Source organism: Mesoplasma photuris ATCC 49581, assembly GCF_000702725.1.
GTDB classification, from domain to species: domain Bacteria; phylum Bacillota_I; class Bacilli_A; order Mycoplasmatales; family Mycoplasmataceae; genus Tullyiplasma; species Tullyiplasma photuris.
This window is the reverse complement of record NZ_JNJI01000002.1, coordinates 213,799-230,452: the sequence shown is the minus strand read 5'-3', so window position 1 is coordinate 230,452 and position 16,654 is coordinate 213,799. Positions and strand designations below refer to the sequence as shown.

The 16,654-nt window shown below is 28.2% G+C and carries 18 protein-coding genes and 1 other RNA gene; 9 read left to right on the top strand and 10 right to left on the bottom strand.

Going from position 1 to position 16,654, the window contains the following annotated elements; all coding sequences use genetic code 4:
* Nucleotides 1-3 precede the first annotated feature (3 nt).
* From T347_RS0101085 to rpmH, 7 genes are all read right to left on the bottom strand, one after another.
* On the bottom strand, nucleotides 4-444 hold the full coding sequence (locus tag T347_RS0101085; RefSeq protein WP_031542408.1) for a nucleoside deaminase: 441 nt from the start codon (nucleotides 442-444) through the stop codon (nucleotides 4-6).
* 12 nt (nucleotides 445-456) lie between these two features.
* Nucleotides 457-540, bottom strand: an RNA gene (ffs, locus tag T347_RS03840) — signal recognition particle sRNA small type.
* Nucleotides 541-545: 5 nt separating this feature from the next.
* Complete coding sequence (locus tag T347_RS0101080) at nucleotides 546-1,334, bottom strand: HAD-IIB family hydrolase (RefSeq protein ID WP_031542407.1); 789 nt, start codon at nucleotides 1,332-1,334, stop codon at nucleotides 546-548.
* Nucleotides 1,334-2,131, bottom strand: a complete 798-nt coding sequence (locus T347_RS0101075) for a Cof-type HAD-IIB family hydrolase (RefSeq protein ID WP_031542405.1) — start codon at nucleotides 2,129-2,131, stop codon at nucleotides 1,334-1,336. Before T347_RS0101075 ends, T347_RS0101080 begins: the two co-directional genes overlap by 1 nt.
* Before the next feature lie 58 nt (nucleotides 2,132-2,189).
* On the bottom strand, nucleotides 2,190-3,377 hold the full coding sequence (gene yidC / locus T347_RS0101070; protein WP_036228379.1) for a membrane protein insertase YidC: 1,188 nt from the start codon (nucleotides 3,375-3,377) through the stop codon (nucleotides 2,190-2,192).
* Nucleotides 3,378-3,396: 19 nt separating this feature from the next.
* Complete coding sequence (gene rnpA / locus T347_RS0101065; protein ID WP_031542401.1) at nucleotides 3,397-3,726, bottom strand: ribonuclease P protein component; 330 nt, start codon at nucleotides 3,724-3,726, stop codon at nucleotides 3,397-3,399.
* Between the two features lie 18 nt (nucleotides 3,727-3,744).
* The gene (rpmH, locus tag T347_RS0101060; RefSeq protein WP_031542399.1) at nucleotides 3,745-3,879 is read right to left on the bottom strand and encodes a 50S ribosomal protein L34; all 135 of its coding nucleotides are present in this window, start codon (nucleotides 3,877-3,879) and stop codon (nucleotides 3,745-3,747) included.
* Between the two features lie 324 nt (nucleotides 3,880-4,203).
* Between rpmH and dnaA the strand changes: the two genes are divergently transcribed.
* The 4 genes from dnaA (at nucleotide 4,204) to pnuC (ending at nucleotide 8,965) form a co-directional block, all read left to right on the top strand.
* A complete protein-coding gene (gene dnaA / locus T347_RS0101055) occupies nucleotides 4,204-5,526 on the top strand; it encodes a chromosomal replication initiator protein DnaA (RefSeq protein ID WP_031542396.1) in 1,323 nt (440 codons plus the stop codon).
* Nucleotides 5,527-5,744: 218 nt separating this feature from the next.
* The gene (gene dnaN / locus T347_RS0101050) at nucleotides 5,745-6,872 is read left to right on the top strand and encodes a DNA polymerase III subunit beta (protein WP_031542394.1); all 1,128 of its coding nucleotides are present in this window, start codon (nucleotides 5,745-5,747) and stop codon (nucleotides 6,870-6,872) included.
* A gap of 18 nt (nucleotides 6,873-6,890) precedes the next feature.
* Nucleotides 6,891-8,033, top strand: a complete 1,143-nt coding sequence (gene nagA / locus T347_RS0101045) for an N-acetylglucosamine-6-phosphate deacetylase (RefSeq protein WP_031542392.1) — start codon at nucleotides 6,891-6,893, stop codon at nucleotides 8,031-8,033.
* Between the two features lie 38 nt (nucleotides 8,034-8,071).
* On the top strand, nucleotides 8,072-8,965 hold the full coding sequence (gene pnuC, locus T347_RS0101040; protein ID WP_031542390.1) for a nicotinamide riboside transporter PnuC: 894 nt from the start codon (nucleotides 8,072-8,074) through the stop codon (nucleotides 8,963-8,965).
* Between the two features lie 24 nt (nucleotides 8,966-8,989).
* Here pnuC and nagB read toward each other — a convergent pair whose 3' ends face one another.
* From nagB to T347_RS0101025, 3 genes are all read right to left on the bottom strand, one after another.
* Nucleotides 8,990-9,712 (bottom strand): glucosamine-6-phosphate deaminase, encoded by a 723-nt coding sequence (gene nagB / locus T347_RS0101035; protein ID WP_031542388.1) that lies wholly within the window; start codon nucleotides 9,710-9,712, stop codon nucleotides 8,990-8,992.
* A 72-nt stretch (nucleotides 9,713-9,784) separates the two neighbouring features.
* Nucleotides 9,785-10,054, bottom strand: coding sequence for a hypothetical protein (locus T347_RS0101030; protein ID WP_169734474.1), 270 nt, complete (start codon nucleotides 10,052-10,054; stop codon nucleotides 9,785-9,787).
* Nucleotide 10,055: 1 nt separating this feature from the next.
* Nucleotides 10,056-11,018, bottom strand: a complete 963-nt coding sequence (locus tag T347_RS0101025; RefSeq protein WP_031542383.1) for a rod shape-determining protein — start codon at nucleotides 11,016-11,018, stop codon at nucleotides 10,056-10,058.
* Between the two features lie 77 nt (nucleotides 11,019-11,095).
* Here T347_RS0101025 and rnmV point away from each other — a divergent pair, with 77 nt between their 5' ends.
* The 5 genes from rnmV (at nucleotide 11,096) to T347_RS0101000 (ending at nucleotide 16,630) form a co-directional block, all read left to right on the top strand.
* Nucleotides 11,096-11,638 (top strand): ribonuclease M5, encoded by a 543-nt coding sequence (gene rnmV / locus T347_RS0101020; protein WP_031542381.1) that lies wholly within the window; start codon nucleotides 11,096-11,098, stop codon nucleotides 11,636-11,638.
* Nucleotides 11,638-12,450 (top strand): 16S rRNA (adenine(1518)-N(6)/adenine(1519)-N(6))-dimethyltransferase RsmA, encoded by an 813-nt coding sequence (rsmA, locus tag T347_RS0101015; protein ID WP_031542378.1) that lies wholly within the window; start codon nucleotides 11,638-11,640, stop codon nucleotides 12,448-12,450. The genes rnmV and rsmA overlap by 1 nt, the downstream gene beginning before the upstream one ends.
* Before the next feature lie 59 nt (nucleotides 12,451-12,509).
* Nucleotides 12,510-13,940: an MATE family efflux transporter gene (locus T347_RS0101010; RefSeq protein WP_031542376.1), complete on the top strand. Its 1,431-nt coding sequence runs from the start codon at nucleotides 12,510-12,512 to the stop codon at nucleotides 13,938-13,940.
* 171 nt (nucleotides 13,941-14,111) lie between these two features.
* Nucleotides 14,112-16,031 (top strand): DNA topoisomerase (ATP-hydrolyzing) subunit B, encoded by a 1,920-nt coding sequence (gene gyrB, locus T347_RS0101005; protein ID WP_031542374.1) that lies wholly within the window; start codon nucleotides 14,112-14,114, stop codon nucleotides 16,029-16,031.
* Nucleotides 16,032-16,054: 23 nt separating this feature from the next.
* Nucleotides 16,055-16,630: a nucleoside 2-deoxyribosyltransferase gene (locus T347_RS0101000; protein ID WP_031542372.1), complete on the top strand. Its 576-nt coding sequence runs from the start codon at nucleotides 16,055-16,057 to the stop codon at nucleotides 16,628-16,630.
* Nucleotides 16,631-16,654 lie beyond the last annotated feature (24 nt).

Genomic DNA, 16,654 nt, shown 5'->3' with positions numbered 1-16,654 from the left:
CATTTAATTTGTGTTTCTTAATTCTTTAAATGTGTTTTCTAAAATTTTTTTATATTTTTTTTCTAATTTTTCATTTGATATTTTTACACAATCAACACTTACATCATTTACGCTTAAGTGATTTTTAAAACCAAATTTTTCATTATCTAATAAATAATATATTTTATTAATCTTTGCGTGTTTTATTGCTCAATAACACATTCCACATGGTTCAAGTGTTGTTATTATTTTGTAATCAGAAAGGTTGTCGTTATTATCTTTAAAAATAGTATTCATAACATTTATTTCTGCATGTTGAGAAAGATCGCTATTTTTAAATTTTGTGTTGTGAGAAATTGAAATTATATTATCATTTTCATCCAATAAAGCAGCCGAAACAGGTATATCACCATGTGATAATGCTTCTTCAGATTCTTTAATTAATTTAATCAAAATATTTTCCATAAAATCTCCACAAAAAAACCGCGATACAAAACACAGATCCTTATAGCTGCTACCTTCCGGTCCTGACCAATTCAGACGTTATCTTTATCACGGCAAATTTATTATATCACTATTTCATGAATTTGAGTAATCACATTATTTGCTTTATCTCTGATATTTTTGTTGTGTTCTTGTTTTACGATATATGAATTTTCATAAAATTCAGCAAACATAGTTAAATCATTATAATCATCTCCAGCAACTAGAACATCTTGATCATCAAATTTTGCAATTTGTTGTAATACTCTAATTGCAGATCCTTTATGAGCGTCTTTGCTAGTTAGATCTGCATTTAAAAAATTGTCTGATGTTGAAAAAATAAAATTCAAATCATTATCAGCTTCATTAAACTCTTCAAAAATATACTTATTACTAATATCTGACATTATTCTTATTGATAAAATTTCTAAATCAATAATGTCTTCAATCTTTCCGTTATCTGGGGTCATACCAAAAAAGGCATTCGTTAAATCGGTTGTTCAATTAGTATGAAATAGCACACCTTCTTTATCTGGGGTATTATAAACAATTCCATGAATGCCGTCTGTTTCTTTTAATTTTTGACACATCTCTACAATACCTTCTTTTGATACTGAATTTTTATGAAGAAGATCACCTTTTTTATTTACAATTATAGTTCCATTGTTACAAATTAAATAATCAGGTTCGATATTGTAGTTTTTCTTTAAAAATGCCTTTATTTGCATGTGTGGTCTTGCTGTAGCAATAACCAATTTATTATCACTTTTAACAATTTTTTTAATAAAAACTTCATCGTGTGGATTTAATTTTAAATCATTGTTTCTAGAGTTTCGCAGCGTACCATCAAAATCTGTAATAAATCACTTCATTACTTAACCTCTATTTCAAATATTTGTTGAATTAAATATTTAGCTTTTGGTCTAATTTTTTCATTATATTCTTGTTCTGTAATATATGAATTTTCATAAAATTCTTCAAACATAGATATATCATTATAGTCATCACCCGCAACATAAATATCACTATCAGAAATAGACAATTTACTTTGTAATCCTCTAATTGCAGATCCTTTATTAACGTTATTGTGGTGAATTTCCATAAAAGATTCATTTTCAACTATGTTATATGTGATATTCATATTTAAATTATTTTCTTTTAAGAAATTTATAATTTCATCTTTAGTATCACTTGAGCAAGATAATTTATAACAAAGCAATTCTTTATTTGAAACATAATTGATTGGTTCGTTGATTGGTTCCATCAAAATAAAATCTTTCATTTTTTCTGTTCATGCATCATGATATAAAACATTTTCTTCGTTTTCTGTGGCATAAAGTATTGTTGTTATTTTATTTCTGATTGATTCCAAGTAATTCATAATCATATCTTGTTCATCTTTTAGCAAAGGATTTTTAAAAATAGTATTTCCATTTTTATCAACAACCAAACCACCTGCATTTGTAATGTAATAATCAAATTCTAAATCATATTTTTCTTTTGCAAAAGCAGCAATTCTTACATATGGTCTACCAGTTGCAAGCACTATTTTATGACCATTCTTTTTTAATTCTTTGATAAAGTTTAAATCTCGTGAATCAATTTTACTAATGTCATTGCGATCATTTTTTAAAGTTCCATCAAAATCTGTAATAAATCATTTTCCCATATAATACCTCTTTCTTTTATTTTAAATGAATAAAAAAAATAGCAAAGTGCTATTTCCATTATCTAATAAATTTTTCTTGTTGACGTAATCTACGTTCACGTTCTCTGTTACCAGTTTTAATGTGTTTTTGGTTGTAGAAGTGGAAACCAAGTGTTTGACAAATTTGGTATGTTGATGAAACAATTCAGTAAATACATACCCCAGAAGCAACGGTTGTAACAACGAAGATAAATACTACCATCATTACTAATTGCATAATCAATTGTTTTTTACGCGCTTTTCTTTGAGCTTCAGTTAAAGTAACTGATTTTTGTTTAATATATTGTAATATTGTTGGCAATAACATTGACAAGATTTGTAATGGTAAATACGCAGCTAATAAAGCTAAGTATACATAATTACCAGATGTAATTTGTTGTCAAGGTTGTTCAATTAATGAGATTTCTCCAACGCTGGCAATTTTTAAAGCACTTGTTGATCTAATAACTGAATAAATCGCGAACAGGAATGGCATTGACGCGAATGAACCCGCAAATGAAGACATAGGGGAAATTCCCTCTTTCTTATGTAGTGCCATTATTTCTTGCTGTTGTTTTTGTTTTGAAGCAGGATCTTTTTTATCTTTATATTTAGCTTGAATATCAGATTGTTTCAACTGCATCTGCTGCATTTTAGATTGATTTTTCTGAGACTTCCAGCTGAATCCTAAGGTTATTGTTCTAACTATTATAACGGTGAAGAATATTCCAAAGAATGTTGCAATTCCGTAAATGTATTGAGCATGTGTTGTTAATTCAGGGTTTAAAGTACCTGAGAAAAGTTTAATAAATCCAGATAGGACAAATGCCATCGGATATACGAAGAATCCATAGAATGGTGATGAAGTTTTAGTTCAAGCTTCTCCTCAATTAGTAATTGAGAAATATGCATATTCTGAGAAAATTCCATTTTCAGATGTGATCATGTGGTTCTTCTCACCGACATCACCAAGAGATTTAATTACAATTTCGAAAGAAACCCCTGGTGAATAAACTTTATTACCTGTTGCATCAATTACTTGGTTAACCATGTAATCACTTTGATACATTTGCACACAACCTCATAACATTGAAATGATAATGAATAAAAACATCAAAATTTTCGTTCATTTTCAAATCTGTTTAAATATTTTTTTTGCATTTCTTGGATTAGAAATACTTTTATCTGGGTTTAAGTAACTCATTACACTATTACCTGATTTGTACATTGGAGATTCTCCTTTCTTTTTATTTTAAGTTAGAAACTACATTTTTAAGAGCATTTTGATTAGTTTCAAAATCCTTGTTTGTCATTGCTTTTCTAGCCATAACGATTATTTTATAGCTTTTATCGCCTTCAGTTTTGATGACTTCATTCATCATCATTCTTACCTGTCTTTTAATTTTATTTCTAAATACAGCATTACCTAGTTTTTTACCAACAGATATTCCATATTGAAGAAAGCCAATTTCAGACTTTTCAAAATAAATTATGAAACTTGGGTTTTTTAAAACTTTTTGCTTCGAAATTATACTTTGAAATTTAAAATTATCTTTAATAATTCTTTTATTTTTCATTAGTTAAATCACTAAGAATTAAGCTGATAATTTAGCTCTACCTTTAGCTCTACGAGCTTTAATAACTCTTCTTCCGTTTTTAGTAGACATTCTAGCTCTAAAACCATGAGTACGAGCAGTTTTAATTTTTGATGGTTGTCAAGTTCTTTTCATAATATATTCAATCCTCCTTTTTTTAGACAATTTCAAATGTGATTATATATTAACAAGTCATATATTTCCACTATTTATGGTTATATTTATAAGAAAAAAGATAGTTGCTATTTTTTTATTGTAGATTAGTGTTTTTATCAACAAAGTTTTCCACAATACAACATAGATAATGTGGAAATGTGGAAAACACAATTTTACTTTGAAAAAATATGGAAAATAGCGATATTTTTTGGTCTAAAAAATTTAATAAAAAAATATTATTAACATTTTTACACATATCTTTTTACATATATTTTATAATTGAAAAGTCAAGGAGATCAAAAGATGGAAAAAACAGAATTATGGTTAAAAATTAAAGATAATTTAGCAAATAATCCTTTAGTAGACCAAGCCATTTATAATGACTATCTTGCTCCTTCAAAGCTTTTTGAAAACGAAAATAATGAATATTTATTAATCGTTTCTTCTAAATTCGGATTAAGCATGGTTGAAGCAATTCTTCCATTAATATCTGAAGAACTTAAATCAACTCTTGGAAAAAGTGTAATTTTATCTTTACAAACAAGAGATACTTTTAATAAAACACAGAAAAATAACGATCAGAAAAATAAACCAGTTAATGATAAATTTACTTTTAGCAATTTCGTGGTTGGCGAAAGTAATAGTCAAGCGTTTTTCGCAGCAGAAATGGTATCTAAAAACCCTGGTCAAAGCAGTTTTAACCCTTTATTTATATATGGTGATTCAGGACTTGGTAAAACACATTTATTAAAAGCTATTAAATCAAAAATTGATAGTGAAAATAAGTTGAAAGTTGTTTATTTATCAAGTGAAATGTTCATTAAACAAGTTCAAGATATAATCCATCAAGGTCATAAAGAAATTGAGGCTTTTAAAGAGTCTATTCTTGAAAATGATATGTTAATTATTGATGATGTTCAGTTTTTAGCTAAAAAAGAAAAAACTAATGAGATTTTCTTTACTATATTTAACAGTTTTATTGAAAACGATAAGCAATTAGTTTTTTCATCAGATAAATCACCTGATGCATTAAATGGTTTTGATAATAGAATCATAACAAGATTTAATTTAGGACTAACAACTTCAATTAATATATTAGATATCGATACTGCGATTGCGATTATAGAAAACGAGATTAAAATTCAAGGTATTAAAGTTAAGGTTGATGATGAAGCAATCAAATTCTTAGCAAGTTATTACGCTGATGATGTTCGTAAAATCAAAGGATCAATTGCTAAAATAAATTTCTGATGATTACAAAATTCTACTGTAAAATTAATTACTTTAGACTTAATATCTCAATTATTTAAAGATGTACCTACTTCAAACTTAGGGGTTTTAAACATCAAAAAAATCAAAGAAGTAGTTTCTGAAAAATATGGTGTGACAATTACTTCTATAAATGGAAAAGCCAGAACTGGTAACATTGTAAATGCACGACATGTTGCAATGTATTTAACAAAAGACATCCTAGGACATAGTTTAAACCAAATTGGAACAGAGTTTGGTGGTAAAGATCATACAACTGTTATAAATGCAGTTGATAAAATTACAAAATTAATTGCTTCAGATAACGAATTCTCAAACACAATTGAAGTATTGAAAAACAAGATTCTAACTAAATAGTTAGTGTCTTGTTTTTTTAATGTTAATAACTTTTAATTCATGTTAGTAACTTTATTTATCAAGCCGATAAATAAAGGGATTTTTAGAGTTATCAACATATCAACAGCATAATAATATTTAGATAAATAAGTAATAGGAATATAAATAAACAAAAAACTTTTTTCAATATTTGTTTTACGTTCAGATATGAGATAATAAAAACATAGTGAGGTGTTAAAATGAAATTTTCAATTAACAGAATAAAACTCTTAGAAGAATTAAATAAAGCAAACAAAATAATTGATACTAGAAATATTAATCCAGCATTTTCTGGAATCTTTTTAGAAGCATCAGTTGATAGAATGGTAGTTATTTCTACAAATGGAACTTTAGCTTTTAAATCAATTTTAAATAATGTTAATTCAGATTTGGATATCAATATTCCTGGTAAAGTTTTAATTAAACCTAAGTATGTATTAGAAACATTAAGAAGATCAGAAGAAGAATTTGTAAATTTTTCAGTTATTGAAGATTCAGAATTAAAAATCACAACTGATCATGCAGAATTTAATATCAATATTTTAGATGCAGATGATTACCCAATGCTTGGTTTTAGAGAAAAAGGAATTGTGCTTGAAATCGATCCTAGAGAATTCAAAAAAACAATCAATCAAACTATTGTTACAGTTGATGAATATAATAAAAAATTATCTTTAACTGGTTTAAACTTAAAAGTGCAAAATAATGAAGTAATTATTTCAGGAACAGATACATTTAGAATCAGTCAAAGAATAATTAAATTAGAAGAGAGTTTTGATGAATTAGTAAATATTACTATTCCTTTTAAAACAATCGTTGAGTTACCTAAATTATTAGATAATGCTCGAAAATTAAAAATTATCTTAAGTGATGGTTATGTTACTTTTTCAATCGATTCAGTTTTATTCCAATCAAATTTAATTGATGGTCAATTTCCAAACGTTTCACAGGCATTTCCTAAGGAATTCGCACAAACTTTAATAGTTGATTCAAAAAGCTTCTTAAAAGCCTTAAACAGAGCTGATTTACCGAATGATGATGGATTACCACCAATTATTAACTTAAGAATTGAAAATGGCAAGATTTTTATTAAATCTACGATTTCAGAAATTGGTAATTACGAAGAAGAATTTGAAAATTTCAAAACAACAGATGATTTAGATTTACAAATAAGCTTTAATGCCAAATTCTTAACTGATGCAATCAAAACTTTTGATTCAGAACAAATCGAACTTAAATTTAATGATTCAATCAAACCATTAGTTGTTCAAAGAGCTAATGATGAAACTTTAAAACAGGTTATATTACCTACTTTCTTAGGTAATTAGTAATTAAAAGGAGAAAATATGTTATTAAAAAACGCTAAAATTGTTTTAGAAAATAAAATTATTGAAAATGGTTATTTAATTATCGAGGATAAAAAAATCAAAACTATCGGTGAAGGTACAACTGATCAAGAAGGAACTGACTTAAAAGGTAAAATTGTTATGCCTGGTTTCATTGATTGTCACGTTCATGGCGGATATGGTGTTGACTTTGAAGTTGGTGATTTAAACAGATTTGATACATTTGCTAAAAACGTATCACAAGAAGGTATCACAAGATATTATCAAGGACCTATTTCTAATAGTGTTGCAGACAACGATAGATACTTTAAAGAATTTGGTGACTACATGTCAAGAACTGATAAAACCGGTTCTATTTGTATGGGCGCTCACATGGAAGGACCATTTATTTCTCCTGAAAAAAAAGGAGCTCATGATCCTGAATTATTAATGGCACCAAATATTGAATATACAAAAAGATGAAATGATTTGTGTGGTGGTAATATAAAAATTATTACGTATGCAGGCGAATTACAAGATGGTTCATTTACAACTTACTTATTAGAAAATGGCATTTTACCAAGTATTGGTCATACTGATATGGAATCTTGAGAGTTTGAAAAAGACTATAAACTTGGTGCAAAACACGTAACCCATTTATTTAATGGAATGAGTGGTGTTGATCAAAGACGTCCGGGTTTAGCAACTGCTGCTATGAACAAAAAAGACGTTATGTGTGAAGTAATTTCAGATGGAATTCATATTCAATCAGACACTTTAAAACTAATTTTAAAAACAGTTGGAGTTGATAATATTTGTATTATTACAGATGCTATGAATGCTAAAGGTTTACCGGATGGAAAATATAAAATTGGTGAATTAGAAGTTGAAAAAGTTGGAATTACAGTTAAATTAACATCTAATGGATCATTAGCTGGTGCTGGTGCAACTTATGATCACAATGTTAGAGTTTATAAAGAAACATGTGATTTAGATTTAATCAGTTTATCAAAAATGTCAGCAACAAACATTGCTAAACAAATGAAAATAGATAATATCACAGGAAGTATTTCAGAAAACAAATTTGCTGATTTAGTAATCTTAGATTCTGATTTAAATGTAGAAATGACAATAGTTGAAGGAAATATAGTTTACAAAAAATAAACTATATTTTTTGTAATTAAAAATATAGAAAGAAAAATATGAAAAGAATAGGAAAATTTTTAAAAGATGAATTTTTAACAGGGTGAACACCATTTCAAATAATTCTACTTTTAGTTGCTTTAACTCTTCAAATAAGTTTAGGATTCACAATTGGAGTTAAAGAGGGTCAAACAATCGATATTAATGTTGTTTTATCTGTTTTAGCTCCAGCTTTATCTTTTGTTGGTGTTATGTTGGGAGCAAAACAAAGAATATCTACATTCATTCTTGGTCCAATTGGTGGGGCTATGTTTGCATATTTAAGTTTTGCAACTTGAAATAATATGTCAAATTTCATTTTCCAAGTTGGAATTGGTATCCCATCAAACTTTTTAGGATTTTTCTTATGATTTAAAAACCGAGATAATAAAGGTCAAGCACTTCCAAAAAGAATGTCTGCACAAGGAATTGGTGTAGTGATTGCTTTGTTCATTTCTTTCTATTTAACATATGGGTTCTTAACTCAAGAATGAAGAACGGGTGGAACAAATAGTATTTCTTTAGAACAACACTGAATAGATGCCTTAGTTCTGGCTGTAATGATCTTTGCATCAGTAATTATGCTTGGTAGATATGTTGAACAATGATACTTTTGAATATTGGCAAATTTTGCACAAATAGCATTATATTCAGTAATGATAGCAACTATATCTAAAGATTCTAGTGCTTATGGTGGTTGAATGACTCCAGCAACTGCAGCCGTTTCCTTAGTCGGTTACATTGCTTCACAAATTAATGCAATTTATGGTTGATTACGTTGATTCAAATATTACAAAACACTACCAAAATATAAAATCGCGGTTTTAACTAAGGAAGAATTGAATGAATTGAATGTTATGAATAAACTTAAATATCAAACAAACAGATTCTTTACTTATACACAAAAAAAATAGAATACCAAGTATTCTATTTTTTAATTATTTTGTTAATAAAGAAGCTGCTTCTTCATCAATAATAACAGTTACATGATCGTGTTTTTGTAAAATTGAACATGGTCATTCAGTTGTAATTTCACCCTCAATTAATGCTTTAACAGCTTCAGCTTTATTTAATCCTGTTGCAATTAAAACAATTTCCTTAGCTAACATAATTGATTTTAATCCCATCGAAACAGCTTCAGTAGGAACATCTGATTTTTTTTCAAACATTCTTGAGTTAGCTTCAATTGTTGAATCTGTTAATTTAACAACGCTTGTCATTGAATCAAAACTTGTTCCTGGTTCGTTAAATCCAACATGTCCGTTGATTCCTAAACCTAATAATTGTAAATCAATACCACCCGCATTTTTAATATCTTCATCATATTTTCCTGGGTTTTCTGTATTTATTCCAGAAGGAACAAAAGTATTTTCTTTGTTAATATTAATGTGATCAAATAATTTTTCATTCATAAAGTATCTGTATGATTGATTATGTGTTGGTTCTAAACCTTTGTATTCATCTAAATTAAATGAAGTAACGTTTGAAAAATCAACTTTACCACTTTTGTTTAGTTTAATTAAATTTTCATAAGTTGTGATTGGTGATGAACCTGTTGCTAATCCTAAAACAGCATGACTATTTTTATTAACTGTTTCACTAATTATTTTTGAAGCTTCTAAACCAGCTTCTGCAGTATTTTTAACTTTAATAATTTTCATAATATTTCTCCTATATACCTAATAATAATACTCTAAAAAAATGACAAAATAAAAAGAGAAATTTATCTCTTTTTATAAATTATTAAAATACTCATCTATTTCTTCTACGTTTTTTGATTTAAAAACTAAATCATAATCATCATTAAAAATAAAATAATATTCAATTTGATCATTATAGCCAACCACAATTTCGTAATCATAACCAAACACTTCAGTTTGTTCAACGGGTTTAATTTGAAATTCTTCTCAATCAATTTCTAACGCAATTATCTCTGTTTCTAATGCTTGATAAATTGCTTGACTGATCAGACTCATTTTTTCATTATAAGATATTATTTCCATATTATATTTTTCATTTGATAGCACCATCTGCTGCTGCATATCCTCTGTTTTTAGCTGTTTTAGCTGGGAAATCAAAGAAATCTTCAAAGAAATCTTTAACTCCAATAATACCAGCTAATTCACCAGTAATTTTTAAACCATTTTTAACAACGCTTGTTCTTAAATAAATCGGACATTCTTCTAATACAGAAGTTATTAATGTTCTGTAAGTGTTAAATAATGTAATAAATATTTTTTTGAAGTCAGCATCGGTTACGATAATTTTCATTCTTTCATTTGTAATCAAATCTCTACCAGTGATGTTTAATTCTAAATCATGTCTCGATTTAATAACTGTACCAAGTGTTCACTTGATGTTTTCGATTGTTTCTAAAGTTGGAACCAAACCGTGAACTTCTTTTAAATGTCTAACGATTTCCTCATCTAGTCATTTTTCTCCATATTTTGATTGTTTAGTAGCAACAACTTCACCATCAGCGATAATAGCAACTGTTGAATTATAATAATTAATATCTAAAATAATTGTTCCATACTCGTCATTAATATTTGTGTTAGCACCAACTGCTGTCAAAATTATTTTTGGTACAAATGTAATACTTTGAGTTGTATAAACTGATAACAATTCATAAAAAATATTTTGTAAATTTTCATTTTCTATACCTGGAGCTGTAATTATCAATTCTGCTTCATTTAATTCATATTTGTGTTTATTCAATACAGCAGTAACCATCGCTTTAAAAACTTCAAGGTTATTAATACTATCATAAGCTAAAGGAGCAATTACTCTTAATGGTTTATCAACACGATCAATCATTTTTTTAGCGTCTTTTCCTAAAACAACAACTTCGCTTGTTAATTCATTTCAACAAACTAAAGTCAAATCATCATAAATTTTTCCTTTATTAGAAGTTACAATTCTAGTTCACTCACTATCGAATATAACACCAACTCTTTTTGTGTCCATAATTACCTCCTTATTTTAATCACTAATTATTATATAATAAAATAAGAGTTTATAAGACTTTTACGGGGGCGATTTTGGTGGAAGTTAATAAAATTAAGCAAATTATCATCGTTGAAGGTAAGACAGACACTGATAAATTAAAAAAAATATTTGGAAATGATATAAAGACAATTGAAACAAATGGTTTAGGTATTAACGAAACAACTTTATCATTCATCAAAGAAATGAATGATAAAGTTGGAGTCATAATTTTTACAGATCCAGACGGACCCGGTAAAAAAATTAGAGAAAAAATTATCAACTATCTTGATGGTGAAGTGTTAAACGCTTTTATCAAAAAAGATAATATTAATCAGAATTCAAAAAAAATAGGTATTGCAGAAGCTGATGACGAATCAATAAAATTAGCTTTAAAAAATCTTATTACACTTGATAAGGATTCTGAATCAATCACCTGATCAGAGTACTTAAATAATGATTTATTCATTAAAAAAAATAGAGATATCATAGCAAAACATTATAATTGGAATGAAAAGATTAGTTCAAAAACTTTTTTTAAATGATTAAATTGATCTAATGTAACATTAGATCAATTATTAAAAATATTGGAGAGTAAATAATGGAAATACAAGCAAAGAAAAAGTTTGGTCAAAATTTTATTAGTGATGAAAATCTAATTAATAAAATTATTAATATTTTGGGAGATGATTCTAATCAGTTAATTATCGAGATCGGACCAGGAACTGGAGCACTAACTCAAAAACTCGTTAATAAATTTGATAAGGTAGTTGCTATTGAAATTGATGAAGATATGGAAAGCATTTTAAGGTCTAAAATAAGTTCTGAAAATTTTATTTTTGTACTTTCAGACGTTTTGGAAGTTAATTTTAAAGAGTTAATTCAAAAAGAAAAAAGCAATGATAATCAAAAAGTATCAATCATTTCAAATATGCCATATTACATCACATCAGAAATTTTATTTAGAACTTTTGAAATTAATGATCTTTTGGATAAAGCTGTTTTTATGATGCAAAAAGAAGTCGCTGTTAGATTATGCGCAAACAAAGGTGAAAACAACTATAATAACCTTTCTGTTGCAGCAGAATTTTATGCGGATAAAAAATATGAATTCACAGTAAGTAAAGGAATGTTTAGACCAATACCTAAAGTAGATTCAGCAATCATTTCTTTAACATTTAAAAATAACAATATTGTTCTTGTTGATGATTCTAAAAAATTTGTAAGTTTTGTAAGAAAATTATTTAATAACAAAAGAAAAACAATACTAAATAATTTATCTACAATTACTGCGAATAAAGAAATCGCTAGTGAAATTTTAGACAAAATCGGTTTAGATAAGTCTAAAAGACCAGAAGTAATTGGGATGAATGAATTCATAAATTTATACAATGAATTTTCTAAAATAAAGTAAGGAATTATTCTTACTTTATTTTTATTTATTAGATATTTTATGACTATAATTTAAAGTATATGAACGAAAAAAATTTAATGAAAACAAAATTTTATAAAATTTTCTATCCTGAAAATGGAAGAGAAATAATGGGTATGGTTAGTCATATCTTTTTTCAATTATTTTTCGCAGCTATTATTGCACAAGTGAATGTTTTGATGTTCTCTTGATATGATGGTGATGGTTATTTTGCAGCCATGAACAAAGTTACAATTTTATTCACAACACTTCAATTTATTCCTTCTTTAATTGCATCTGGAACACTTGTTGTTGGAGGAAATCTAATTGGTCAAGGTAGACAAAAAGAAATTCCCACAGTTATCAAAACGGGTATTTTGGTTAACATCGGTATTTGTTTGGTTATATTTGCGATTGTTGAAGCAATCGCTCCGATGTTATTAGAGTTTGTTGGTGCAACTGAAGATCCGATAATTGGAGCAACGTTTCATCAATTTCCATCAGAACTCGATTTTGTAAGTAAATATTTTAGAATTCAATTTGTTCAATTAATGATCATGGCTGTTGCACAAGTATATATTGCCAGCTTACAGATTATCAAAAAACAAAAACACGTGGCAATTGGTGCAATTATTTCAAACATAATCGATGTTACATTCATAGCTTTAATATTGTATGTTTTTAACGCTAATCCATTGCTAACATCTTTAGCAATTCCATTGGCGGCTTTATTTCAAATGTTTTACATGATGTTCATGTATTACAAATATTATTATGATAAAGAAAATAAGGCATCAATTAATTTAAAATTCGCTAAAGAAACAATAATGATTGGTCTTCCTATAACATTAGAAATTGCTTTGGCAAGAGGATGTATGTTTGCTATGAATGGAGCAATTGCTGGACTACCATGAGAAACTGAAGAAATCAAAAATTCATTCATAAATTTACATAGAACCATAGATTCTATTAATCAATACTCAAACGCATTCTTACAAGCGATTGGAACAGTTACTTCAATCATGGTAGCTAAAAAAATTGGAGAACAAAATAAAGAAGAAGCTTTTAGAACTGGTTTAAATGCTTGAAGAATATCTATTTATGGTCAACTAGTGCTTTCGATATTAACTTTCGCATTAATTTACCCACTATTATTAGGATTTAATATTCCAACAGAAATGATTGTCAATTATGGAATCGTAATGTTTGGTGTGTTATTTATTAAATATTTATTCGACACAGTTAACATGACTTTACTTAGAGCTCTTTGATCTGTTGGTGATTTGTGAACACCATTAATAGTTTCAATATTTACAATGGTAATTGGTATGGTAGCTCTTCCTTGATTGATCACAAAAACTTTCACTGGAGAACCGCAGATGGGGATAATTTTAATCTATATCTTGTCAGGGGTTGACCCAATTTCAAGATCTATTATTTACTCAATTAGATGGTTTAAGAAAAAATGATTTAAACATGTTAAATTAGTTTAATAAATCTTTAAAAAAATAATAAAACTTCATATTTGCTAAAAAAAGTGCGTTTTATAAGGAAAACGCACTTTTTTGGTATCTTTTAGTATTTATTTCTTTATCGCCTAAATAAACCTTTTAAATTAGTAATTTGGTATAATTTATATATAAAGGTTAAAAAGGTGGATATATATGTCAAATGATTATAATGCTGGTTCGATTACCGTCTTAAAGGGTTTAGAAGCGGTTAGAAAACGTCCTGGAATGTATATTGGTTCTACATCGAAAGAAGGTTTACATCACTTAGTTTGAGAGATTGTAGATAACTCTATCGATGAAGCGATGGCAGGAATGGCAAACCTAATTAAAATCACAATTACAAACGAAGGCGAAGTTATTGTTGAAGATAATGGTCGTGGAATTCCTGTAGGTATTCAAGAGGATTCAGGAAAAAGAGCGATTGAATTAGTATTTACTCAACTACATGCCGGTGGTAAATTCGATTCATCAAGTTACAAAATCTCTGGTGGACTTCACGGGGTTGGAGCTTCAGTTGTAAATGCGCTTTCTTTATACGTTGATGTTCAATCAATGCGTGAAGGTAAAATTCACCACATGCTATTTAGTAATGGTGGCACAGAACAAACTGAACTTAAAATCATGGGTGATACAGATAAAACTGGTACAATCGTGAGATTTAAACCCGATCCTGAAATTTTCAAAGAAACAATCACATTTGATTGAGAAAAAATTAGAAATAAAGCCAAACAACTTTCATATTTAAATAAAGGAATTCAAATTCACTTAAGAGACGAAAGAATTGATCGCGAAGTTGAATATCATTTCCCAAACGGAATTTTAGATTACGTTAAAGAAAAAAATGAAACTAAAACAAAAATTAATCCAAATGTGTTTTATGTTGATGGTGCTCATGCTGGTGATGATGGGAATGAAATTGAAGTTGAAGTAGCTTTACAATACAACTCTGAATATCAAGAAAACTTAGTAACTTTTGCAAACAACATTAATACACACGAAGGGGGTGCTCATGAAGATGGGCTACGTCAATCACTTACAAGAGTAATTAATAGATATGCTGAAAAAGTTGCTAAAGCAAATAAAGCTCCTTCAAAATACTCATGAGATGACATTAAAGAAGGAATGGTATGTATTGTTTCAATCAGACATACTGATCCTCAATATGAAGGACAAACTAAAACTAAATTAGCTAATCCAGATGCTAAAAAAGCAGTTGATGCTATAGTTGGAGCAGCTTTCGAGGAATTCTTATTAAAATCACCCGATGATGCTAAAGCAATTTTAGATAAAAATGCTAATGCTCAAAAAGCTAGAATTGCAGCACAAAGAGCTAGAGAAGATACAAGAAGAAAATCTGCTCTTGACACATTTTCTTTACCAGGTAAATTAGCAGATTGTGAATCAAAAGATTCTCAAATTGCAGAATTATACTTAGTCGAAGGTGATTCTGCTGGTGGATCTGCAAAAACTGGTCGTAACCGTAAGTTCCAAGCGATATTACCTTTACGTGGTAAAGTACTTAATGTCGAAAGAGTAACTGAAGCAAGAGCATTTACAAACAATGAAATTAAATCAATTGTTACTGCTATTGGTACAGGGATTAAAGAAGATTTGGATTTAACAAAAACTCGTTATGGAAAAATCGTAATTATGACCGATGCCGACGTTGATGGTGCCCACATTAGAACCTTATTATTAACATTCTTCTATAGATATATGAAAGAGTTAATTAAAAATGGAAACATTTATATTGCTCAACCACCATTATTTAAAATTGAAGCAGGTAAAAAAATTGCTTATGCTTACTCTGATCAAGAGTTAGAAGAGTTAAAAGCAGGAGATTTTGCCAATTCACGTTATACAATCCAACGTTACAAAGGATTAGGAGAAATGGACCCAATGCAATTGTGAGAAACAACAATGGATCCAGAAACTAGAACAATGTTGCAAATAACTTTAGAAGATGCAGCCGTTGCTAATGAAGTATTTTCTGACTTAATGGGTGAAGATCCAGAATTAAGAAGAAATTATATTCAAGAAAACGCAGAATTCGTTGAAAACATCGATTTTTAAAAAAAAGAAAGAGGAAACACAAAATGAGAAAAGATAAAAAAGTAATTTATAATGCTGGAAGTATGTTTACTGAAGCACAGTGAAACACTAGAAAAGAAGAAGGAGCTGCCTTAAGAGCTTTATTACCAGATTTAATTGTTGGTAATCCTGTTGACTTCGATACTAACCAAACTGAAAGACCAACTAACGCAAAAATATTCCAAGTTGATTACAAAGAATTAACAGAAGCTGATTATGTAATTTTTGAAATTGATGGATGAGATTCAGGAACACACATGGAATTTGGTTTATGTGTTGAACAAGCAATCCACAATAAAAATAAATACTTATTCGCAATTATTTCAGACTTTAGATTTAAACAAGGAATTTTAAAAGGTGAAATTCCAGGACTTGGATTAAATGAAATGATCACTGGAGCTTTCTACTTTGAACAACTTGATCAAGGTGATGTTCCTCAAATGATCGTTTGTGATTCACACAAATCAGCTAGAGAAGCTATTAAAGCAATTGAAACTGGAGATACTGCTAATTACAGAGAACGTTTTGATATTAAACACACATATGCATCAGAAAGCGTATACCACGGATTCAAAAAATAGTTTTTGATCCTTACTCAAATAGAA